The 23287-nt window shown below is 63.4% G+C and carries 21 protein-coding genes; 16 read left to right on the forward strand and 5 right to left on the reverse strand.

What is annotated here, in order from left to right; genetic code table 11:
• From AC1DXN_RS29580 to AC1DXN_RS29590, 3 genes are all read left to right on the forward strand, one after another.
• The coding region (locus AC1DXN_RS29580; protein ID WP_477421777.1) for a DUF5801 repeats-in-toxin domain-containing protein at positions 1-2100 on the forward strand (2100 nt) is incomplete at its 5' end.
• A gap of 71 nt (positions 2101-2171) precedes the next feature.
• On the forward strand, positions 2172-3902 hold the full coding sequence (locus tag AC1DXN_RS29585; protein ID WP_477277977.1) for a type I secretion system permease/ATPase: 1731 nt from the start codon (positions 2172-2174) through the stop codon (positions 3900-3902).
• On the forward strand, positions 3899-5248 hold the full coding sequence (locus AC1DXN_RS29590; RefSeq protein ID WP_477277979.1) for an HlyD family type I secretion periplasmic adaptor subunit: 1350 nt from the start codon (positions 3899-3901) through the stop codon (positions 5246-5248). Before AC1DXN_RS29585 ends, AC1DXN_RS29590 begins: the two co-directional genes overlap by 4 nt.
• A 55-nt stretch (positions 5249-5303) precedes the next feature.
• On the opposite strand, the gene AC1DXN_RS29595 is transcribed toward AC1DXN_RS29590, so the two are convergent.
• The 3 genes from AC1DXN_RS29595 to AC1DXN_RS29605 are packed head-to-tail and all read right to left on the reverse strand — an operon-like array spanning position 5304 to position 7952.
• Positions 5304-6137 (reverse strand): amidohydrolase family protein, encoded by an 834-nt coding sequence (locus tag AC1DXN_RS29595; RefSeq protein WP_477277981.1) that lies wholly within the window; start codon positions 6135-6137, stop codon positions 5304-5306.
• A 53-nt stretch (positions 6138-6190) separates the two neighbouring features.
• On the reverse strand, positions 6191-6844 hold the full coding sequence (locus AC1DXN_RS29600; RefSeq protein WP_477277983.1) for a ThuA domain-containing protein: 654 nt from the start codon (positions 6842-6844) through the stop codon (positions 6191-6193).
• A 10-nt stretch (positions 6845-6854) separates the two neighbouring features.
• Positions 6855-7952 carry a Gfo/Idh/MocA family protein gene (locus AC1DXN_RS29605; RefSeq protein WP_477277985.1) on the reverse strand — a complete coding sequence of 366 codons (1098 nt, stop codon included), beginning with the start codon at positions 7950-7952 and terminating at the stop codon, positions 6855-6857.
• Positions 7953-8231: 279 nt separating this feature from the next.
• On the opposite strand from AC1DXN_RS29605, the gene AC1DXN_RS29610 reads away from it, so the two are divergent.
• Positions 8232-9254 carry a LacI family DNA-binding transcriptional regulator gene (locus tag AC1DXN_RS29610; protein ID WP_477277987.1) on the forward strand — a complete coding sequence of 341 codons (1023 nt, stop codon included), beginning with the start codon at positions 8232-8234 and terminating at the stop codon, positions 9252-9254.
• Here AC1DXN_RS29610 and AC1DXN_RS29615 read toward each other — a convergent pair.
• Together AC1DXN_RS29615 and AC1DXN_RS29620 are read right to left on the reverse strand one after the other, a co-directional pair.
• Positions 9251-10219 (reverse strand): alpha/beta hydrolase, encoded by a 969-nt coding sequence (locus AC1DXN_RS29615; RefSeq protein WP_477277989.1) that lies wholly within the window; start codon positions 10217-10219, stop codon positions 9251-9253. The genes AC1DXN_RS29610 and AC1DXN_RS29615 overlap by 4 nt on opposite strands.
• Position 10220: 1 nt before the next feature.
• Positions 10221-11369: a Gfo/Idh/MocA family protein gene (locus AC1DXN_RS29620; RefSeq protein ID WP_477277990.1), complete on the reverse strand. Its 1149-nt coding sequence runs from the start codon at positions 11367-11369 to the stop codon at positions 10221-10223.
• Between the two features lie 286 nt (positions 11370-11655).
• Here AC1DXN_RS29620 and AC1DXN_RS29625 point away from each other — a divergent pair, with 286 nt between their 5' ends.
• From AC1DXN_RS29625 to AC1DXN_RS29680, 12 genes are all read left to right on the forward strand, one after another.
• Positions 11656-12456: an aldolase gene (locus AC1DXN_RS29625; RefSeq protein ID WP_477243202.1), complete on the forward strand. Its 801-nt coding sequence runs from the start codon at positions 11656-11658 to the stop codon at positions 12454-12456.
• Between the two features lie 3 nt (positions 12457-12459).
• Positions 12460-13410 carry a PfkB family carbohydrate kinase gene (locus AC1DXN_RS29630; RefSeq protein ID WP_477277992.1) on the forward strand — a complete coding sequence of 317 codons (951 nt, stop codon included), beginning with the start codon at positions 12460-12462 and terminating at the stop codon, positions 13408-13410.
• Between the two features lie 90 nt (positions 13411-13500).
• Positions 13501-14646, forward strand: coding sequence for an ABC transporter ATP-binding protein (locus tag AC1DXN_RS29635; protein WP_477277994.1), 1146 nt, complete (start codon positions 13501-13503; stop codon positions 14644-14646).
• A gap of 137 nt (positions 14647-14783) precedes the next feature.
• Positions 14784-16010, forward strand: coding sequence for an ABC transporter substrate-binding protein (locus tag AC1DXN_RS29640; protein WP_477277996.1), 1227 nt, complete (start codon positions 14784-14786; stop codon positions 16008-16010).
• A 139-nt stretch (positions 16011-16149) separates the two neighbouring features.
• A complete protein-coding gene (locus AC1DXN_RS29645; protein ID WP_477277998.1) occupies positions 16150-17046 on the forward strand; it encodes a carbohydrate ABC transporter permease in 897 nt (298 codons plus the stop codon).
• Between the two features lie 5 nt (positions 17047-17051).
• A complete protein-coding gene (locus tag AC1DXN_RS29650; RefSeq protein WP_477278000.1) occupies positions 17052-17894 on the forward strand; it encodes a carbohydrate ABC transporter permease in 843 nt (280 codons plus the stop codon).
• Between the two features lie 66 nt (positions 17895-17960).
• A complete protein-coding gene (locus AC1DXN_RS29655) occupies positions 17961-18782 on the forward strand; it encodes a sugar phosphate isomerase/epimerase family protein (protein ID WP_477278002.1) in 822 nt (273 codons plus the stop codon).
• A 10-nt stretch (positions 18783-18792) separates the two neighbouring features.
• Positions 18793-19869: a Gfo/Idh/MocA family protein gene (locus AC1DXN_RS29660; RefSeq protein WP_477278004.1), complete on the forward strand. Its 1077-nt coding sequence runs from the start codon at positions 18793-18795 to the stop codon at positions 19867-19869.
• Positions 19869-20687: a sugar phosphate isomerase/epimerase family protein gene (locus tag AC1DXN_RS29665; RefSeq protein WP_477243194.1), complete on the forward strand. Its 819-nt coding sequence runs from the start codon at positions 19869-19871 to the stop codon at positions 20685-20687. Before AC1DXN_RS29660 ends, AC1DXN_RS29665 begins: the two co-directional genes overlap by 1 nt.
• On the forward strand, positions 20687-21517 hold the full coding sequence (locus AC1DXN_RS29670) for an alpha/beta fold hydrolase (RefSeq protein WP_477278006.1): 831 nt from the start codon (positions 20687-20689) through the stop codon (positions 21515-21517). The genes AC1DXN_RS29665 and AC1DXN_RS29670 overlap by 1 nt, the downstream gene beginning before the upstream one ends.
• Positions 21514-22236 (forward strand): ribulose-phosphate 3-epimerase, encoded by a 723-nt coding sequence (locus AC1DXN_RS29675; RefSeq protein ID WP_477243192.1) that lies wholly within the window; start codon positions 21514-21516, stop codon positions 22234-22236. Before AC1DXN_RS29670 ends, AC1DXN_RS29675 begins: the two co-directional genes overlap by 4 nt.
• Positions 22236-23270 (forward strand): ROK family protein, encoded by a 1035-nt coding sequence (locus AC1DXN_RS29680; protein ID WP_477278008.1) that lies wholly within the window; start codon positions 22236-22238, stop codon positions 23268-23270. Before AC1DXN_RS29675 ends, AC1DXN_RS29680 begins: the two co-directional genes overlap by 1 nt.
• Positions 23271-23287 lie beyond the last annotated feature (17 nt).

A 23287-nucleotide genomic window follows, 5' to 3' on the forward strand; every position in this document is an offset into this window, starting at 1 on the left:
ACCGTCGCCTTCTTCCTGATCAGCGTCGATGCCACCGGCTCGGTGACGCTGACCCAGAACCGCTCGGTCGTCCATGACGATGCGAGCGATCCGGTGGAGAGCGGTGGCTCGGCGGCGGTATTGGCCGCGGCCGACCTGGTGACGCTAACCGCGACCGCCACCGATGGTGACGGCGACACCGCCGACGCGACGGCCAATATCGGTGACGCCTTCACTTTCGAGGATGATGGCCCGTCAGTGACGGCGGACGGCACGGTGCCGACGCTGACCACCGACGACACCGACATCACCGACACCGCATCGACCGACTTCTCCAACATCTTCAGCGCCGCGTTCGGCACCGACGGCTTCAAGGACAGCGACCACGACACTGTCCAGGACGCCGATGCCATCACCTATGCGCTCAGCATCAATCAGGTCACGAACGATAGCGGTCTCGTCGACACCCTAACCGGCCAGTCCGTCCTGCTTTTCGTCGAAGGTGACGATGTGGTCGGTCGCGCCGGTTCAGCCGCCGGCGATATCGTGTTCACGGTGAGCGTAGCTGCTGACGGTACTGTGACACTCGATCAGGCGCGTGCTGTCATACACTCGCCCGACAGCGGGCCGGACCAGGAAACAACGTTGGCGTTGGATGATCTCGTCACTTTGACGGCGACCATTACCGACGGTGACGGCGATCAGGCCTTCGACAGTGTCGACATCGGCACAAGCCTCATCTTCAAGGATGACGCTCCGGCGATCACGGTGCCGTTCGACGGTGACGAGGACGCCGGCAACGGTACCGGAACCCCCGAGACCCTGGCCAACACGCTCAACGCGTCGGCCACTGGAGCCTTCGGGTACGACATCGGCGCGGATGCCCACACGGCCGCGTTCTACACGGGTGGCGGTTCTGATTTTGTCGACCAGGACGCCGTGCTTGCTGGCGTCCAGATCGGACTGAGCGGCACGATCATCGGCGGCGGCGGAGGCAATATCCTCACCCCGGAGGTGACGCTCGCGTCGGAGGATCCCACCTCCGCGACGTTCAACTTCAGCTTCACCTACGACAAGGACCCGGCGCCTGGTGTTCAGGCAGGCACAGCGGGTGGTACCCTCGCCTTCGACAAGGTTGCCAACACTTATACCATCACCCTGACCGACCCGCTCGAAGGCTCCAGCTTCGACTTTATCCACACCAGTGAGCTCTTATCCAAGGAGCCCACGGGCAACTCGGGCCACCCGCAGATCGTGCTGGAGAAATTGCAGGCGGATGACGCGAGCACGCTGGGTGACGAAGATTTCTACGTGCAGTTCACGGGAAACTCGATCAACAGAGCCAACCCGTTCCGTCTGACGAACGATGGCGAGGCGTCGTCGGCTGACTCCGTGTTCACCCTCGGTGGCCACGAGATGGTGAGCAACAACCACGAGGATTGGGTGTCCGCGACGCAGACCACGAACGGTGTCGCCGGCGACACGATCCAGAAAGGCGAACTGCTCACGTTGCGGTTCTTCAACGACAACGTCGGTATTGTGAACGAGGCTACAATCCCGACGACGACCGCCGGTGCCATGGCCATCAAGTTCGACGGCATCGGCAACAGAGAGGACCTGATGCTGGTCCTCGACCTGATCGACAAGAACGGCGCAGACAACATCGACGGTACCCTGGACGACAACGCCACGATCACGCGGGCCGTGTACGTGTCGAACGAAGACTTCTTCAGGAAGGGCCAGGTCCCGGCCCCGTACGCCAGCGAGTTCCCGCTCGACAACAATGACGGCCTCGTGATCCTCGAGCAGAACGACTACAACGCAGCCGGCGAAGACTACCTGCTGCAGGGTGTCCAGATCATGCAGTCGGGCAACGGGATCACCGGCGACAACACGGCGATCGACCTGAACAGGACGACCGGCGCTGGCGGTGGCAGCAATGCGACCACCAGTCTGCTGAACTTCGACGGCGCCGATAACGATGTGCTGAAGATCACGGACATCGGCTTCACCACGACTGTGACCGAGGCGCCGGATGCCCATCTCGACTTCGCCTTCCAGGTGGAAGACGCAGACGCGGACCAGACAGAGATGCAGCACATACTCGTTGACGTCGCCTGACACTTGACCAACGGGGGCAGCCGATGCTGCCCCCCGCACGCGCGCGATCGGTTGTACGAAATGTCATCCAGATGAAAACCAACCTACAGCCCCCTGCCCTGCAAGTTGTGATTAAGGAGGCAAAACGCGCCATCTTTCCGCTTATCTGGTTCAGCGCCGGCATCAACGTGCTGATGCTGACCGGAGCGTTTTACATGCTCCAGGTCTACCACCGCGTGTTGACCAGCCACAGTTTGGAGACGTTGGTGATGCTGTCGCTGATGGCGGCAGGGGCACTCGCAACAATGGCGGGATTGGAGGTGGTGCGCGGGCGTCTTCTGGCTACAGTCGGATCGTGGATGAACGCGCGGTTGGCACCGGTTCTCCTGACCGCATCGGTAGAATATGCCGCCTCGGCGCCCGGCCAGGTCAATGCCCGTCCGCTGCGCGACCTGGACCAGGTCCGGAATTTCTTCACCAGCCCGAGCATCTTCCCGATCCTGGACGCGCCTTGGGCACCGCTGTTTTTCGCCGCCATATTCCTCATGCACCCTTGGCTGGGTTGGCTGGCGCTGGCCGGCGGGATTGTCCTATTCGCGCTGGCGCTGCTCAACGAATACCTCACACGCAAGCCGTTGACCGAGGCTACCAGCGCACAGTCGCGGGCATACGGGCTGGCCGAGGCGGCGATCCGCAACGCCGAGGTCGTACAGGCGATGGGCATGTTGAAGCCGCTGCTGGTAGGCTGGAAGGCGCAGCAGGACGAGGCAAACAAAGGACAAATTCTTGCTGCCAATCGTGGCGGCGTCATCGCGGCCATCGCGCGTTGTCACCGGCTGGCCCTGCAAATGGCCATACTCGGCTTTGGTGCCTATCTCGTGGTTCAGAACGAGGCATCGGCCGGAATCATGATCTCCGCCTCAATTCTGATGGGGCGCGCGTTGTCCCCCGTCGAGCAAGCGATCGGCACTTGGAAGGCAACGGTCGGTGCGCGTGCCGCCTACCGGCGTCTCAGCGCAGTCGCCGGACAGCACCCGGAGGCTACACCGGTCCTGCCACTTCCGCGACCGAAAGGCAGGTTCGAGGCCGACAACCTTGTGCTCGCCAGACAGGGCGGCGAACACATCCTGAAAGGGATCAACTTCCAACTCAACCCGGGTGAAGCAATGGTGCTGATCGGCCCGAGCGGGGCCGGCAAGACGAGCCTGGCGCGAATACTGGCCGGCGCCTGGCGTCCATCCGGCGGGCGTGCGTTGCTGGACGGCATGGACGTTGCCCAATGGGCGGCGGAGGACCGCGGTCACTATGTCGGTTACTTGCCGCAGGACATCGAACTCTTCGCCGGTACCGTCGCCGCAAACATCTGCCGCTTCGCAAAGCTCAACCCGGCGGTTTTCAACAACGTGGTCAAGGCTGCGCAGCTGGCGGGAGTTCACGACCTGATCAAAGGACTGCCGAAGGGTTACGCCACCGAGATCGGCGAATCTGGCGCGGTGCTGTCAGGCGGGCAGCGCCAACGCATCGGGTTGGCGCGGGCACTCTACGGCGACCCGGTGCTCATTATCCTGGACGAGCCCAATTCCAACCTCGACCGCGAGGGCGAGGACGCATTGATCGCAGCCCTCAGCACGGTCAAGGCCGCGGGCACGACTGTTGTCCTGATCGCGCACCGACCGAACGTCATGGAGAAGGCTGACAAGATATTGGTCCTCAACCGGGGCCAACAAGACCTCTACGGTCCACGTGACTATGTCTTCAACGAACTCGCGGCGCGCATCCGCAAGGTGCGTCAGATGCCAGCTATAGTGGCGAACCAGGCATGAAAACGAGAACAGACATGAACCTCGTGCCGTTACCCGTCCCCCCACCCTCGTTGCTGGAACCACTACCCCTGCGTCTCACAGGGGTAACGCGCACCGGGTTCGCGATCATGTTCCTGTTCTTCGGCATGGCCGGAGGGTGGGCGGCACTGGCACCGTTGGACAGCGCCGCGGTGGCTCCGGGCGTCATCAAGGTCGCGGGCGACCGCAAGCTCATCCAGCACCTCGAGGGCGGCATCATCGCGGAGTTGAACGCCGCCAATGGTGATATCGTCAAGGCCGGCAAGGTCCTCGTCCGGCTCGACAACACACAGGCAAGGGCGCAGCTCGACCTGATCCAGAACCGGATAGCAACGCGTGACGCGCTGGCCGCGCGTCTGAGGGCCGAGCGTGACGGCAAGGCCGAGATCACGTTTGATCCGGCATTGATGGCAAACGCCGCTACTGCCGTAAGGGACGCGGTGGCCGCACAGCGTGACGTGTTCGCGGCGAAGCACCACAATCTGAAGGACGAGCGGGAAATTCTCGGCCAGCGCCGTCACCAGACCGAGGAGGAGATAACGGGACTGGAGCAGCTTATCGTCACCGAGGACAAGCAGATCGAGGCGATCGAGGGTGAAACCAAAGACCTCAAGGGTCTGCTCAAGAAGGGGTTGACCACCCGCGAGCGGTACCTGTTGCTCAGCCGACAAGCGCGGGAGATCGAAGGGGAGCGCGGCACCAATGTCGCGGCCATCGCTCGTGCCAGAAGCGCCATGGCCGAGATTGACATGCAAATCCTGAACCTCGGCACAGTGCGGCTGAATGAGGCTGTCGAAGAGTTGAGCAAGGTGGAGGCGGAGTTGTTCGACCTCAGACAGGAGGAGCGTTCCGCCCAGGACGTGCTTACCCGCACCGATGTCGTCGCACCGGTTGACGGCATTGTCATGGACCTGAAGGTCCACACGGCGGGCGGTGTCGTGAAACCCGGCGAGACATTGATGACAGTCGTGCCGCTCGGACAACAACTCGTGGTCGAGGCTATGGTGAAGCCGGAGGATGTCGAGACGATCGCGCCTGGACAGCGCGCGCGCGTCAGCTTCCCGGCCTTCGCCCGCTACAACCTGCCGCCACTCGACGGCGTGGTGGAGATCGTGTCGGCTGACCGCATGGTGGAGGAGCGCAGCGGGGCGCCGTATTTCGCCGCGACCGTGTTGATCGACAAGAGCGAACTCGCCAAGCTGGAGGGCCGCAAGCTGCTGCCCGGCATGTCGAGCGAGACGATGATCCGGACGGGTGCTCGCACCGTTCTCTCTTACCTTGCCGAGCCAATCACGCAGAACTTCCGCCGAGCGATGCGGGAAAAGTAGCCGTAAGCCGCCCAACCGGTGCGCACTATCGACGGGCGAGCGCTGTTCGGTCTGCCTACAATCCCCATATCCCCTTGGCATTGGCGGAGAGCAGCTTTGACCGTTCGTCGGCGCTGGTTCCGCCAAGCAGCGCATGCGTCGCCGCCACCCAGGTCGCAAGGCCGCCGCCAAGCGTGCAGACCGGCCAGTCGCTGCCCCAGACGACGCGGTCCCAGCCGAAGCAGCCGATGGTGTGCTCGACATAGGGACGCAGTGTCTCGACGGTCCATGACCCGGCGGCATAGGCGACCACGCCGGAAATCTTGCCGACGACGTTGGGGCGCCGCGCGATGTCAGCCATATGCTCGCGCCACGGATGCTCATTGGCGCCCTTGATGTCGGGCACGCCGCAATGGTCGAGCACGAACTGCACATCCGGCGCGAGATCGGCGAGCGCGATTGCGCTCGGGATCTGATGCGGCAGAACGACGAGGTCGAAGGTCAGGCCGGTGCCGGCAAGCCGCTTGATGTTTTCGCGAAACAGCGCGGTTTGCGAAAGCGCGTCCGGCATGACGTGGAGCACCCGGCGAAACCCCTTGACGAAGGGATCGGTTCGCTGGCGCTCGAGATAGGCGGCAAAGCCGGGCTCCTCCGGTCGGCACGAGGCAATCGCGCCGCGCAGCAAACTGCCTTTCTGATGTGACTGTGCCTTCACATGGCTGGTTTCAGCCTGGATGTCGGCCGGATCGACATCGACCTCCATGTGCAAGGCAGCCTCGATGCCGGCACGGCGGGCCTGGATCGCATATTCGTCGTAGGAGTGGTCGCGGTTGAGCGCCGGCACGCCGGCGAGCCAGGGATAGCGCAGCGCCGAGAGGTCGATCAGGTGCAGATGGGTGTCGACGATCATGACGCGCTTTGCTCCCTGGCGATTTCAAGCCATCGCACGGAGAAATCCTTCATTCAAACAGCAATCCGGCTGGCCCAAAGCGCGCCGCGCTCGAAGATCGTGCGCATCTGCGGCACGTCGAACTCATCGGCCGTGTGACCGAGCGCACTGTAGAAAACGCGGCCCTTGCCGTAGCGCCGCTTCCAGACGACGGGCATGACGACGCCATCGATGAAGTCGAGGTGCTCGCCGGTAAAGGTCGTCGTCGCCAGCACCTCGTTGGTCGGGTCGACATGCATGTAATATTGCTCCGAGCGGTAGGCGAAACCACCGACGCCCTGCACGATCGGATCGTTGGGCCTGGCGATGTCGACGTGATAGTCGATGATGTTGCCGGGATGGGCGACCCACTGGCCGCCGGTCATGAACTGGTATTCCGTCTCGTTGCGAAAGCTGTCGCACATCGAGCCGTGAAAACCGGCAAGGCCGGTTCCGCCCCTGACCGCGCTGGTGAGGCCTTCCAGCTCCGGCTTCTCGATCGTCGTCATAGTGATCACCGGGACGATGAGATCGAGTTGCGAGAGCTGCGGATCGGCGAGTGCCGAGGTGCCCTGCTCGATCCGTACATCGAAGCCATGCCCGGTCAGGATGTCCTTGACGATGCCGGCGCTGCGGGCCGGGGTGTGGCCTTCCCAGCCGCCCCAGAAAATCAGTGCTGTCTTGGCCATGATGTCGTTCCTATTCCAGAATTCCGAAAGGCAGGTCGGCGCGCATCGGCGCCGGCCTCGCGCAGCCATGCTTCAGGTCGATACGCTGCCCGATCTCTGCCGAACGGATGATCTGTTCCATGATCTCCAGGACATGCAGGGAAAGCTCAAGACTGGCGCGGTGTTCCCGGCCGGACACGATCGCCTGCGCCATGTCGGCAAGGCCGAGGATGCGGTAGTTGCCGTCGCCATAGGCATGGATCTGATCGGCCAGCGTCCAGTCGCCCTTGCGCAGGCTGGTCCTGATGTCGCCCTGGAACTGGTTCGGATCGGAGACGATCATCGAGCCCGACGTGCCGTAGAGCTCGATATGATTGTGCTCGTGCTTCCAGACGTCGAAGCTGGTGGTGATCGAAACCGCAGCACCATTCTCGAACGCCAGCAGGCCGGAAATGTGGGTCGGCACCTCGACTTCGATGGTCTGGCCCTGGCGCGGACCGGAGCCGATGGTGCGGGTGGCGTAGGATGATTTCGCCTGCCCGGTCACCGATTTCACCGGCCCGAGAAGATTGACCAGGCAGGTCAGGTAATAGGGACCCATGTCGAGCATCGGCCCGCCGCCGGGCTGGTAGTAGAAATCCGGGTTCGGATGCCAGAGCTCGTGGCCGGGCACCTGCATGAAGGCCGAGCCGGCGACGATGGTGCCAATGACCCCTTCGTCGACAAGCCGGCGCGCCGTCTGGTGCGAGCCGCCAAGGAAAGTATCGGGGGCACAGCCGACGCGCACGCCTTTTTCGCGCGCGGCCGCGACCAGTCGCGCCGCATCGGTGAGCGTCGTTGCCAGCGGCTTTTCCGAATAGACATGCTTGCCTTGCCCCACGGCCTGCAGGCCGACCGGCACGTGATGCTGCGGCGTCGTCAAATTGAGCACGATCTCGACACGGGGATCGGCCAGCAGCGCCTCGATGGTCATCGCCGCCAGGGCGTAGGCCTGCGCCTTGGCTTCGGCAGCCGCCGGGTTGATATCGGCAACGCCGACGATGTCGAGCACCGGAAATTTTGGCGACGCCTTCAGATAGGCGTCCGAAATATTGCCGCAGCCGATGATGCCGATACCGATTCTTCGCAAGGTCTTCTCCTTGATGGCGGCGACATTGATAAGGAAGCCAAACTGATTTGTCTCCCCTCTCCCGCCAGCGAACATGATCGTGGAAACCAGAGCGTTTTCATCCGCTGCCTCTGTGTAGCCGCTTGCGCTTTTCCGCGTAAAATAATAAATTTACGTATGGAAACTATCGAAATTGTCTGTAAAATTTCGCCTTGCAGTTGCAAGCCGGCGCACCGTATGTAGAGGCATGGGGCGGCGCCGAGGCGACCAGATACTGGATGTCCGTGCCGCGAGGGTTTGATGCCGATAACGCACAAGACGATGGAGGATTTTGCCCGCTCCTGCGGCGTCTCCCGGCCGACACTCTCGAAATATTTCGACGATCCGACCAGCGTCAAGCCGGCGACGCGGCGGCGGATCGAAGAGGCGCTGCGTTCCTCCGACTACCAGCCCAATCTGTTTGCCCGCAACCTCAACCGCAAGCGGACGCGCAGCATCGGCATCATGGTGCCGACGGTTGCCGATCCCTTCTATTCGGAGATGGTCAGCCGCATCGAACTTCGGCTGCGCGACGAAGGCTACTGGCCGATCGTCATCTCCTCGCACGGCTCGCGCGAACTCGAAGTGGAGGCGACGCGAACCATCCTCTCCTTGAAAGTTTCCGGCGCGCTGATCGCGCCGCTTGGCCTGCGTTCGGACCATCGCACGCTGGAGAAGCTGACGCAGGCCATACCCGTCGTCTATTTTGACACCTATCTCGAAGGCGGCACGCCCTTCGTCGGCAACAACAACAGCCAGAGTGTCTCGACCATCGTCGACTATCTCTGCCGGTCCGGCGACGCCCCGGTTTATTTCGATATTCCGCACGTCAACCACAATTCGCCGGAACGGCTGAAGAGCTATGTCGCCTCGATGAAGCGGCTCGGACACGAGCCCGTCGTCATCGGCAACATCGACGACTACACATGGGACTTCGAACGGATTGGCTACGAGCAGATGGAAAAGATGCTCGGCAATGGCGGCCTGCCGGGCAAGACCATCCTGTGCAACAACGACCGTCTCGCCTTCGGCGTGATGGCGGCCGCTTTCGCGCAAGGTCTCAAGGTCGGCCGCAAGGGCGATTGCGACCTGCGTGTCGCGGCCCATGACGATCATCCGCTGAGCCGCTACACCTGCCCCGGCCTGACCACCATGGCGCAGGATTTTGCCGCCATGGCCGGGCGCAGTGTCGAGACGCTGCTGGCCTTGCTGAACGAGGATGGCGCGGCGGTTGCCGCCAAGGTCAATCTCGACGCGACCTTGGTGATGCGTCAGTCGGCCTAGGCTGCTCCATCGAAGCCGCGCCACGCGGCAACCGCGGCACTGACCGCCTCTCGCGACGCGGGACCATGGCGGCCCATCGAGACGAAGCCGTGGATCTGGCCGGGCCAGCGGCGCAACACGACTGGCACGCCGTCATCTTGCAGACGCCTAGCATAAGCCTCGCCTTCGTCGGCGAGAATGTCATGACCGGCGATGGCGACAAAGGCAGGTGCTGCGCCGGCAAGGCTGGCGGCTTTCAGCGGCGACACGCGCCAGTCGTCGATATCGCTGGCATGGCTGACATAGTGATCACGGAACCAAGCCATGGTTGCCGCGGTGAGGCCGTTGCCCTCGGCAAAACGACGGTAGCTGTCGGCCCCCTGCGCGGCATCGGTGTTCGGATAGAACAGCAATTGCGCCACCGGCGGATCTTTGTCCCCGCGCGCCATCAAACAAAGCACAGTGGCGAGGTTGCCGCCGGCGCTGTCGCCGGCGATAGCGATCCGTTTTGCGTCGATGCCGAGAGCCTCGGCCTCGCTCTGCATGAAGGCCAGCGCCGCGCGGCAATCCTCGACGGCGGCAGGAAACTTGTGCTCAGGCGCCAGCCGGTAGTCGGGACAGACGACGACGCAGGCCGCCATGTTGGCAAACCAGCGACAGATCTCGTCATGCGAGTCGAGATTGCCGATCACCCAGCCACCGCCATGCAGATAGAGCAGCGCTGGCGCACCGGCTGCCGCCGCTCCCTGGCCGCGATAGATCCTGAGCGGCAACGGGCCGCCGGGGCCGGCGATGGTGCGCTCGCTCAGCGAAGCGACCGGTTCGCGCTCGCCTTGCATGGCCGGAAGGCCCTCCACATAGGCGCGGCGCGCCTCCTCGGGCGTGCCGGTCTCGAACGGCGGCGCGGGCGCCTGGCGGCCGAGGTCGAGCACATGGCGGGCTTGCGGGTCGAGCAAGTGCGAAGGCGATGGTGTCGTGGACGGCATCTCAGGCAAGCAGGCTCTTCGCCTCATCCTCGCCAAGCAGCGGCGGCTGATCGACCGTGCCGTTGACGGCGACCGAGCCGCGGCTTTCGCCCGAAGCGAGGATCGCCTCCATGATTTCCAGCACATGCAGCGCAAGGTCGCCGGATGCACGCGGCCTTCTGCCCGTCGCCAGCGCGCGCGACAGATCGGCGACGCCGAGCATGCGGTAGTTGGCGCGGTCGGGGGCGGCGTAAGGCCAGTTGCGCGCGCCGTAGAGTTCGCTCTCGCTGGCAAAATCGGCCCAGTCGGCGCCGCGCTCCGACAGCGAGACGGTGCCGCCGAACGTGTCCGGATCGGGCAGCCTGAGCGAGCCTTCCGTGCCATGCAGTTCGATCGGATGATTGGAATGCTTGAAGACATCCCAGGAGGCGCCGAAGGTGACGGTAGCGCCCGAGCGGAACTCCAGCAGCGACAGGATGTTGGTCGGCGTGCCGACTTTGAAAGAGGTGTTCTTGTAAGGCCCCTCGGCGGTGATCAGGCGTTCTTCCTGACCGCGCGTCGCCATCGCCATGACGCGCGCCACAGGCCCGAGCAGATTGACCAGCATGGTCAGGTAATAGGGGCCCATGTCGAAGACCGGGCCGCCGCCGGGCTGGTAGTAGAATTGCGGATTGGGATGCCAGTGCTCCATGCCGCGCCCCATCATGAAGGCGGTGCCGGTCACCGCGCGACCGATCGCGCCCTCGTCCATCAGGCGGCGCGCCCGCCGGCCGGCGGCGCCAAGAAACGTATCCGGCGCCGAGCCCAGCAGCAGACCGCGCTGCGCCGCCTCGGTGACAAGGCGACGGCCATCGCCGGCCGAGGTCGCCAGCGGCTTTTCGGTGAAGACGTGCTTGCCTGCCGAGAGCGCTGAAAACGAGACGTCGAAATGTGCCGACGGGATGGTCAGGTTGAGCACAAGGTCGATCTCGGGATCGGCCAGAAGCGCATCGACGCTGACCGCCCGGATGCCGTATTCGCGGCCGCGCAGCGCCGCCAGCTCGGTGGAAATGTCGGCGCAGGCACGCAGCTCGACGCCACCGAAGAGTGCTGCGTTGCGTAGATAGGTCGTCGAGATGTTGCCGCATCCTATGACGCCGATACCGAGCCTCTCCTTTGATTTTGCTTGCATTTTCAGCCTCACCTCCCAACGCCATCATACACTGGCTGTCCCGTTGCACCAGCAGCCGGTCCCGTTCGAAAACCGCTATAGAGCATTTTAAATGTTGACGCGCGTAAAATTTTTATAGAACATATGGGAACGCTGGCCCGATATTGGGAGGCTGCCAGCGCCAGGAGGAGAAAATGACAGACGTGACGAAAGGGCCGGTCTCCGGCTCGAAGCCCGTGGGTCATGCGCTCACTGGAGACACTGGATCCAGGGTTTTGAAATCAAACGATCAGGGAATTTTGCACTCATGAGCCTAGGAACCAAAGTGCGTCTTGCGCGCCTCTTCTCGCATCCATCGGGGAACCTTTTTGGCGGCGCGGTCGACCACTTCGTCGGCTATGGCGACGTGCGCAAAGGCGGCCTTGCCGACCTGCCGGGTGCGCTCGCACGCGTCATGGCGGGCAAACCCGACTATGTCAGCATCCAGCCTGGCACCGCTCGCCATCTGTGGCCGCAATATGCGGGCAAAGCTTCCCTGGTGATTCAGGCGGGCTGCTTCACTGCGGACGATCGCATCAGCGAGTTGATCGCAACGCCCGAGGATGCGGTGCGCGCGGGGGCCGATGCGTTGGCCGTGGCCATTCCGGTGCGCGGCGCGACCGAGGGCAAATACATACGCTGGCTGACCGATTCGGTAAATGCAGCGGCCCGCTACGGTATGCCTGTGGTGGCGCATATCTACCCTCGCGATTTCACCGACGGCGCAAAAATCGTCTTCACCCCCGACGAGATCGCCTATGCGGCGCGCATCGGCTACGAGTCCGGCGTCGACGTGATCAAGATCGGCTATACGGGCGATTTCGAATCGTTCCGAGAGACCGTCCGGACCTGCCCGGTGCCGGTTGTGATCGCGGGTGGTCCCAAGACCGATACGCTGCTCGGCGCGCTTCAGCAGACGGCGGACGCCATCCGTGCCGGCGCACGCGGTGCCGTGGTCGGCCGCAATCTCTGGGGGCATGGCGATCCGCAGAAGGCAGCGCTTGCCTTTCGGGGCGTCATCCATGACGGCCTTTCGGCGCAAGACGCGCTGGCGAAGGCGGGTGCCTGAACGATGCCCACCGTCCCCTCGATCCTCGGCTTCGGCGCTATTGCCATCGACGACATCGTCTATGTCGATCAGCCGTTGTCGGCGGGCAAGGGGAAGGTTCTGCAAAGCGCCCGCGCTTTCGGGGGAAATGTCGCGACGGCGCTGGCTGCCGTCGTGCGGCTCGGCGGAACCGCCGGGTTCGTCGGATGGCTTGGCAGTGCCGCTGACGACGTCGTGCTGTGCGATCTCGTTGCGAGCGGTGTTGAAACCGCATTCGCGCCGCGCCACCCGGACGCGCGCCCGGTGCGCTCGCGCATCACCGTCGGCTCGGACGGGGAACGGTTCATCGCGTATGACGACGATGCGATGCTGGGTACCGCTCCGGACTTTCCGGACGATATCCTCAGCCGCGCGACCGTCCTGATCGTCGATAGCTACGCGATCCGGTCGCTGGATGTCGTGGCTCGGGCTCGCGATCTCGGCCTCGCCATCCTCGGCGATATCGAATGGAGCAGCGGTGCAGCCACGGAGCGGCTGATCGCGCTGTGCGACCATCTCATTCTTCCCCTCGGCTTTGCGCGGACTGCCACGGGGTGCCGATCGCCCGCCGAGATACTCGATGCATTGTGGCTGCCGTCGCGGAGCGCCGTGGTTCTGACCGATGGTGGCAGGGGCGTGTACTATCGCGGGCGTGAAGAGACAGGTCTCTGGCACCTGCCCCCGCACCGGGTTGTCGTCGTCGACTCGACTGGCGCCGGTGACTGCTTTCACGGCGCCTATGCCCATGCGTTGACGCGCGGAGCCGACACCGCAGGCCGGGTGGCATTCGCGGCCGCAGCGGCGGCCCTTTCGATAACGGGGCGTGGCGGGCGCGAGGCGCTTCCTACCGACGACCAGGTCACGGAACTGCTGGCATCGACGAACGCGCCGTCAGCAGTCGAACTGAAACATGCGCAGCTCGATACTGGAACATAGCATGAAACTATCCGATAAAATATTTCACAAGTTAACATAAGCCGAGGATAACTACAAAAATCAGTGGCTTGTACTTGTGGAGGGAGGAACATGGCAGAAGTCATTCTTGAGAATATCTGCAAGACCTACGGGAACAATTTTCGCGCAATCGACCAATTGAACCTATCGGTCAAGGACGGCGAGTTCTTGATTCTCGTCGGGCCGTCCGGCTGCGGCAAATCCACCGCGTTGCGAATGATCGCGGGATTGGAGGACATCACCAGCGGCAGCCTTCGGATCGGCGGAGTCGACGTCGTCGACATGCCGCCCAAGGACCGCGACATCGCGATGGTCTTCCAGAGCTACGCACTCTACCCGCATATGACGGTGTTCGAAAACATCGCCTTTTCGATGCGCCTGGCAGGCAAGCCGAAGGCCGAGCGCAAAAAGCGCGTGGACGAGATCGCCAAAACCCTTCAACTGACGTCTCTGCTGGACAACAAACCCGCGACCCTTTCAGGCGGACAGCGTCAACGGGTTGCCATGGGCCGCGCCATGGTGCGCGAGCCCGCCGCCTTTCTGATGGACGAGCCCCTTTCCAATCTGGACGCGAAACTGCGCGTGCAAATGCGCGCCGAAATCACCAGCCTGCAAAAGCAGCTCGGCGTCACGACCATATACGTGACCCACGACCAAATCGAAGCGATGACGATGGGCGACAGGGTCGCGGTGTTGAAAGGCGGCGTGCTGCAGCAGGTCGACACGCCCAAGAGGCTCTATGAATCGCCGGTGAATGCGTTCGTTGCCGGCTTCATCGGTTCGCCTTCGATGAGCCTTTTCGAAGCGACGCTAAAGGGTGGCGAGCTCGTTTTTCGCGACTTCGCCATCCGGCTGCAGGATGCAGCTTTCGTCGGCAGGCCCGCCCTGAGGTCCTATGAGGGGCGCAAGATCGTGTTCGGCATACGGCCGGAGCATCTTTATGACAGCAGCCTCGAATCCGGCCGCAAGTATCAGACGATACCCGCCAAGGTCACTTCGATCGAAGAGCTCGGCTCTGAACACATCGTCCACCTGAACATCGACGCGGTCCGGGTGGACTCCGGCGATCCGGACGCGGTGGACGATTTTGGCCTGGCATCGAACGCGGTGGCGAGATTCGAGCCGGTCAGCGCCATCCACTCCGGCTCGGAAATCCGGTTGGCCGTGGATGATACCAAGTTCCATTTCTTCGATCCCGAGACGCATCTGGCGATCTGAAGATCTGCGGAAGACGCAGGCGAGAGCGAGGCGCCTGCGGAAGACAAGAAGGCTTCTGAATAGAGCAGACGATCGTTCGCATTGTGCGGTCGATCTTGAAAAAGGAGGAGAAAACGATGTTTCGGATACAACCCGCGATGCTGAAAATAGCCGCGGCCGCATGGTTGCTTGGCGCAACCAGCGCCATGGCGGCGGACACGACGCTGGAATTCACCCAATGGTGGGAGCCCGAATTGCCGGCTGGCTCGCTCAGGGCAATCATGGATGAGTTCGAGACGGCAAACCCCGGGATCAAGGTGACGCTGGTCAGCGGCCCCTACGCGACCACGCGAGACCAGATCTCGGTTGGCGCAGCAACCGGAACGCTCAGCGACGTCGTCGGTCTCGATGGCGCCTGGGTGAACAATCTGAACGCGCAGGGTGCGCTGGCAGACATGAACCCGATGATGGATGCGAGCAAGTTCGACAAGACCCAGGTCGCGGATATCATCAAGGTGGACGGCAAGGCGGTGATGTTTCCCGTGGCTTCGTTCGTCTATCCGGTCTTTGTCAATTTGGACCTCGCCGCCAAGGCAGGCGTGACCAAGCTGCCGTCGACCCGCGCGGAATTTCTCGACGCCGCCAAGAAGATGACCCATGCAGACAAGAACGAGTATGGCTGGGTGCTGCCCCTGTCGCTGCAGTCTCCCGGCGGAGTCCAGAACGATCTGATGTCGTGGGTCTGGGCTTCGGGCCAATCGATGATGGCGAACGGCAAGCCTGACCTCGAAGGCAAGCCGGTGGTGGATATGCTCACCTTCGTCAAATCGCTCAACGATGCGGGCACCATCTCGCCCGGTATCGCCACCAAGACCGAACAGGAAAAGGTCGAGGAATTCGTCAACAACCGGGTCGGGATGATGATCGACTCGCTCGCGCATGTGAACCTCATCCGCAAACGCAATCCCAACCTGAACTTCGACCTCATCCCGGTCCCGGTCGTGGAGAACTATGACGGCAAGCGCGGCCTTCCCTATGCCTCCTGGGGCATCGGCGTCTCCGCCAGCTCGAAACATCAGGAAGAGGCCTGGAAACTCGTCCAGTATCTGATGAGTGAAAAGGTGAACGCGAAGCTGGTTTCGCTTGCAAACGCCTTCCCGGGCAACGTCAACGCCAAGCCCGACTTCGTGACGTCCGACAAGGCTTTCGGCAAGGCTTTCGAAATCTTCAAGACCGGCTATCTCGCCAACGAGTTCACCGGCCTGCCGGTGGCTGAAGACCTGATGACCCAGTTCGACGTGCAGGCTCAAAAGATGCTTGCCGGTGAGCAAACGCCGGCGGAGGCGGCCGCTGCGGCGCAAAAGGGCTGGATGGCGAAATTCTGATCGGCCTGTTCCCCGTTTGCTATCTTCGACCGGGTGGCCTGACTTCGGGCAGGCCACCCGGCAACAACGGATCGGCAATTTGAGATGGACCTGTTTGCGAAGCTCACCTTCTCTTGAAGGTGTATCCCAAGGTTGGCACATGACCCGGCAGAAGCGCTCCCACCATAGACTGAAACGAGCGGTCGTACCCTATCTCTATTTGTCGCCCTCGCTCCTCATAATCGGCCTTCTGATGCTGCTGCCGATGGTGACGGTGATTGCGTACTCGTTCCAGAACAGCGCGGTGCTGCGTCGCGACCCGTCCTTTGCCGGGCTGAAACACTATCAGGCGATCTTTGCCGATCCCGTGTTCTGGGCTTCGCTGTGGCATACGCTCTACTTCACAAGCATGAGTGTCATTTTCCATATGACCATCGGCATGGTCTTCGCGCTGATGCTGAACAGCGACCGCATCAATCCGACGCTGCGCAATGTCCTGCGCGTGCTCTACATACTGCCCTGGCTGTTCACCGCGGTGATTATCGCCGTGATCTGGCGCCTCCTGCTCGAGCCGAACGGTGTCGTGAACAGCATTCTCATGCAGATGGGCATCATCGGTTCCAAGGTCGAGTGGTTTTCCTCGACCGAGACCGCGCTGCACGCCGTCACCTTCGCCAATATCTGGGCGGGCTACCCGCTTTTCATGGTCAGCCTGCTCGCAGGCCTGCAGGGCATTCCCAAGGATTTCTACGAGGCCGCCGATATCGACGGGGCGAAGGCCTACCAGAAGCTGATCTTCATCACTATCCCGCAGCTGATGCCGATCATTATCAGTATCTCGCTGCTCGACTTCATCTGGACCATGCAGGTCTTTCCATTGATCTGGATAACGACGGGCGGCGGTCCGATCTACTCAACCGAGGTGCTGAGCACCTACACCTACAAGCTGGCGTTTTCGAGCTACAACCTCTCGCAGGCGTCGGCGAGCGCCGTGGTCATCCTGCTGATCTCTCTCGGCCTGACGCTGTTCTACATCCGCTATCAAAAGGCTCGGTAGTCACCATGAGGAAAAGGCACACGCCGAAAGACAGGCTGATCACCGTCGCGCTGCATGTCGCGCTTGCCGCAGGGCTGTTTTTCGCGGCCTTCCCGATCTACTGGATGCTGAGCAGCTCGTTCAAGTCGAATACCGAAATCTTTGCCCTGCCACCGACCGTCCTGCCGAAGGCCTTCACGCTGGAAGCGTATGCGGCCATCCTTGGCGACCCGGTAAAGCTGCGCTTCTTCTTCAACAGCTACTTCGTGGCCGGATCGGTGACCGTGCTGACGGTGCTGATCGCCTTGCTGGCGGCCTACGGGTTCAGCCGTTTCAATTTCCGCGGCAAGGGCAGCCTCAACACACTCATCATCAGCACGCAGACGATCCCGCCGATCACGCTTTTGATCCCCTTCTTCGGGCTTGTCGTTTCGTATGGCATCTTCGACACCTACGTCGCACTGATCCTGACTTACCTGGTGTTCACGCTGCCCTACGCGATCCTGCTGATGACGGGATATCTGAACACCTTGCCCCGCGATCTCGATGAGGCGGTGGCTGTCGACGGCGGCACCAGCTGGACCGCGCTCTGGCGGGTGATCGTCCCGATTTCGCTGCCTGGTATCGTGGCGACGTCGGTCTACACCTTCCTGTTGTGCTGGAACGAATTTCTGTTTGCGCTGACGCTGACGAAGTCAACGTCGATGCGCACCGTCCCGATCGGCATCCAGCTGTTGATGGGGCAGCACGCCTTTGAATGGAACCAGATGATGGCGATGAGCGTGCTCGGCTCGCTGCCGCTCTTGCTCATTTACCTCGTTGCCCAGAGGTATTTCCTCGCCGGCATGACCGCAGGCTCGGTCAAGTAGGATGCCCCTCCCACGGAGAACTGAGGGAGTAGGCCACCTACGCAGGTGGCATCAAGGAATGAAAGGATGATCGTGAAAGAGCTGAAAGTCGGGTGCCAGACCTTTACCTGGGAAATGCTCGGAGACCGTTTTGCCGGCGGCCCCGACGACCTGCTGAAGGCGATCGCCGATGGCGGCTATGCCGGCATCGAGATCACCGACACGATGATCGGCCGCTATGCCGACAAGCCGGCGGAATTTGCCACGGCACTGAAGGCTTCCGGCCTGACGCTGGTGTCCTTCGCCTTCGGCTCGAAGAGCGGTTTTACGCTGAAGGACAGGATCGGCGTCGACCTCGAGGCAGCGCAGCGTTGGATCGATTTCGCGGCTCAATTTCCTGGCGCACTGGTCTCGATGGGTTCGGCCACCGTCGTCTCCGACGGACCGCGCGACGACAAGTTTGCCATCGCGGCCGACGTCTACAACAAGGCTGGTGAACTCGGCCTAAAGGCCGGCGTCCAGGTCGCGGTGCATCCAAGTTCGCACCACAACACGCTGCTGTTCGACCGCGCCGATTACGACCGCATCTTCGGGCTGCTCGATCCGTCGCTGGTCGGCTGGGTGCCCGACACCGGCCACATCTTGCGCGGCCACGCCGACATGGCCGATACGCTCACCACCTACCGCGACCGCATCCGCTACGTCCATTTGAAGGACGTCGACGCCAAGGGCATCTGGGCCATGCTCGGCAAGGGCGTCTGCGACACCCAGACCGTGATCGACATCGCCAGCGCCGCGCCACGCTTCAACGGCTGGCTGGTGCTGGAAGAAGAATCCGAGACCGCCGCCGCCGATCCGGCCGCCGCGGTCAAGATCAACCGCCAGACCATGCGCGGCTACGGCGCGTGAGGAAGAGACCATGATCCGCAAGCAAGACCGTCGTCTTCGTGTGGGAGTGCTCGGCTGCGGGCCGATCGCGCAATTTGCCCATCTGGAATCCTGCGTGAAGGCCAGCAATGCCGACCTCTACGCGATCTGCGATGCCGCCCCCGATTTGTTGGCGCGCATGGGCGCAACCTATGAGCCCGAGAAGATGTATGGCGACTACGATGCCATGCTGGCCGACCCGCAACTGGAGGCGGTGATCGTCGCGACGTCGGACGCCTATCACGTGCCGATGTCGATCAAGGCGCTGGCGGCCGGCAAGCACGTTCTGTGCGAAAAGCCGATCGGCGTCTCGGTCGAGGAAGGTCAAAAACTCGCCGATGCGGTCAAACGCTCCGGCAAGGTGCTGCAGGTCGGCCATATGAAGCGCTTCGATCCGGCGCTGGAAGCGGCCCGCGATTTCGTCCGCGACGAGATGGGCGAGATCCTGGCGCTGAAAGCCTGGTATTGCGATTCCACCCATCGCTACACCAACACCGACGCCATCCAGCCGCTACCCGTGACCAGCAAACTGGCGCGCAAGCCGGCGGGAAATCCGAAGGCCGATCTGCGGCAATATTTCATGCTGGCGCATGGCTCGCACCTCGTCGACACCGCGCGTTTTCTCTGCGGCGAGATCGTTGCGGTGCGCGCGCGTCTCAACGAAAAATTCGGCGCCTATTGCTGGTTCGTCGAAACCGAATTCGCCAATGGCGCGCTCGGCCATCTCGACCTCACAGTGGCCGTGCGCATGGACTGGCACGAAGGTTTTCAGCTCTATGGCGAGAACGGCTCGGTGATCGCGAAGACCTTCAATCCCTGGTATTTCCGGGCGAGCGAGGTCGACATTTTTCACGAGAAGGATGCGACCTCGCGCAAGCCGCTCGGCGCCGACGGGCACTTCTTCAGGCGCCAGCTCGAAGGTCTCGCCGAGACGGTGCTCGACGGCAAGCCGATGCGCGGCGCCAATGTCGAGGACGGCCTCGCCTCGATCCGCGCCATGGTGGCGATTGCCCGCTCGGTCGAAAGCGGCGAGCGCGTCGAGATCGCTGCCGTGACGGGAACGGTGTGATGCAGATCGGGGTGTTCGCCAAGACGTTTCCGGGCAGCGAACCGGCCGGCGTGCTGGCGGCGGTACGCGAAGCGGGATTTGCCGTCACCCAGTTCAACCTTGCCTGCGCCGGTCTGCCGTCGATGCCGGATGCGGTGCCTGACGACGCCATCCGCAGTATTGCGGCCGCTTCCGATGCCTCAGGCGTCGCCCTGGTGGCGCTCTCCGGCACCTACAACATGGCCCATCCGGACAAGCAGGTACGCGCCGATGGCTTGCGCCGGCTGACGGTGGTGATCGAAGCCGCCGCAAGGCTTGCCACGCCACTCGTGACGCTCTGCACCGGAACGCGCAATCGTGACGACCAATGGGCGCACCATCCGGACAATGCCGACCCCTCGGCATGGACCGATATGGCAGTCGAGATGGAAAAGGCGCTTGAACTTGCCGAGCGCCACAGTGTCGATCTCGGCATCGAGCCCGAACAGGCCAACATCGTGACGTCGGCGGCGGACGCGATGCGCCTCATCGCCGAGATGGGCTCGAAGCGGTTGCGCATCGTGCTCGATCCGGCAAACCTGTTCGAGCAGGCGAGCGCCGGACAGGCGCGCGCCATCGTCACTGCAGCCGTCGAAGCCACAGCCGGCCACGTCGCCATGGCCCACGCCAAGGACCGTTTCGTCGACGGCCGCTTCGCCACTGCCGGCCAAGGCGTCGTCGACTTCCCCGATTTCGTCGCCCGGCTCAAGGCAACAGGCTTTGACGGACCGTTGGTCACGCACGGGCTATCGGCCGAAGAGGCGCCCGGTGTCGCCCGCTTCCTGAAAGGGCTGGCCTGATGCCGCGCCCGGCCACCTTGCTCCGCGACGACGCCACGCTTCGGGTTTCCGACAGCGGGGACGGGCTCTCTGTCGCCTTCCAGCATGGGCTGGGCGGCAACGAGGCGCAGGTCTTGCAATCCTTCCCCGCCGCCGCCGGCCGACGCATCACGCTGGAATGCCGCGGGCACGGCAGCTCGGAACTCGGCAGCGGCCGGCCATTCTCTTTCGAGATGTTCGCCGATGATGTGCTCGCCGCCGCCGACCAGGCCGGTCTCGACCGTTTCGTCGCCGGCGGCATTTCGATGGGCGCGGCGATTGCGTTGCGCCTCGCCTGCCGCCACCCGCACCGCGTCGCCGGCCTGCTGCTGGTGCGGCCAGCCTGGACGTTCGACAAGGCGCCGGCGAACCTGCGGCCGATCGCCGAGGTTGCCGGCCTCATCCTCGGCTACGGCCCCGACAAAGCGAAAGAAATCTTCGCGCAGTCGCAGACGGCCGCACGGCTGCGGCGCGAGGCGCCCGACAATCTCGCCTCGCTGTTCGGCTATTTCGACCGGCCGGATGGGTCAGCGTTCGCGCAGGTCCTCGCCGACATCGCTGCCGATGGACCCGGCGTCTCGACAAGCGACGCCGCTGCGCTCGGCATCCCCACGCTGGTCGTCGGCAACACTCTCGATGCCCTGCATCCGCTGTCGGCGGCGCACACGCTTGCCACAGCCATTCCCGGCGCGACCTTCGTGGAAATCACATCCAAGGCGCTCGACAGCAACAGGCATTTCGCCGAGCTGCAGGCTGAGATCACCACCTTCCTTCACACCCACTTCAAAGTTCGGAGCCTTGTTGCGTCATGACCACCAAATCCTTGTCCGGCCGTGCTGCCATAGCTGCCTTGCCGCGCAACCGGCTGCTCGGCGAGTTCTCCCTGTGGTCGGCCGACCTCGCCAATATGGAGCGCGATCTGAAGCGCATCGATGCCTTTGTCGATCTGCATCACATCGACGTCGCAGACGCCCGCTTCACACCTGGTTTCCTGTTCTTTCCCGACCTGGTGGCGCGCATCGCCAATCTGACGGCGCGGCCGATCCATGTGCACCTGATGGTCGAAGCGGAAATCGTCGAGGAGCAGACGCGCCAGTTCATCGAGGCCGGCGCCGACCTGATCAGCGTCCATGCGGAGAATGGCGAAGCCGGCCTGCGCGCCGTGCGGCTGGCGCATGAGCTCGGCGTCGAGGCCGGCGTGGTGCTGCGGCTGGAAACGCCCGTCAGCGCCGTCACGCCCTTCCTGCCCGAAGTGGCCTTCGTGACGCTGCTCGGCACATCCATCGGCGTCAAGGGGCAGGGCCTGTCCGACCAGGCCTGCCCGCGCCTGATCGAGGCACGCGCGCTGATGCGAAAAGCCGGCCGCGAAGCCGACATCATCCTGGCGGCCGATGGCGGCATCCGCCACGAGACGGTGCCGCGGCTGCGCGCCGCGGGCGCCGAAACCGTGGTGCTTGGCTCTCTGGCTTTCGGCGACCCCGACCTTGCGCAGCGCATGGCCTGGCTGCATGGGTTGAAGGTCGCCGCCTGATGACAAAGGTCGCGCTCGCCTTCGATCTCGGCGGAACGGAGCTGCGCGGCGCGCTGGTCGGCAGCGGCGGCCGCGTGGTCGCCCATGTTTCGGCGCCGACGATGGCGGGTGCGGGATCGGAAGCGGTGATCGGCCAGATCATCACGCTGGCCGGAGAGCTGCTGACACAGCACCCCCAGGCCAAGGTCGCTGGCATCGGCGTCGGGGCGCCGGGGCCGCTCGATCCCAAGGCCGGCATCGTCATTGCGCCGCCGACGCTGGCCGGCTGGCATGACGTGCCGCTGATCGACATTTTGGGCAAGCATTTCGGCCTGCCGGTGCGGCTGGAGAACGACGCCAATGCGGCAGCACTCGGCGAATGGCGTTTTGGCGCAGGTCGCGGCACCGGATCGATGGTGTTCGTCACCGTATCGACCGGCATTGGCGGCGGCGTCGTTGCCGAGGGTCACATCTATCATGGCAGGCGCGGGCTGGCGGCCGAGATCGGCCACATGACCATCACCGGCGAAGGCGAGCGCTGCTTTTGCGGCGCCATCGGCTGCTTCGAGGCGGTCGCCTCCGGAACCGCGCTTGGGCGGCGCGCCACGGCGCTGACCTCGCCTGGCGATGGCTCTGCGCTGCGGCGCCTTTCGGCGGACGGCGACGTGTCGGCCCGGCATGTGATCGAGGCAGCGCGGGCCGGCGATGTCAGCGCGCTCGAACTGGTCGACGCGGAGGCGAACTGGCTGGGCATCGGCTTCACCAATCTGCTTCACCTTTATTCGCCGGACCTGATCGTCATGGGCGGCGGCCTCGCCAATGGCTTCGACCTTTTGGCTCCGCGCATCAGGGCAGTTGTCCAGCAGCGGGCGATGCCGGCCTATCGCGACGTGCCTATCGTGCCGGCGCAGCTTGGCAACCAGGCCGGACTGATCGGCGCCGCCAGCCTGATCCTTTGGGAAGGCGAACCAGGCGCGCCGCTGGCGATGGCGCAGGATGAAAACAACGACGGCACGACCTCACGTGCCGGTGCCCGGGAGGCAAGCCAAGGCTGAGCTCAAACTGCGCGGCG

This window comes from Mesorhizobium sp. P2_H9 (assembly GCF_056403215.1).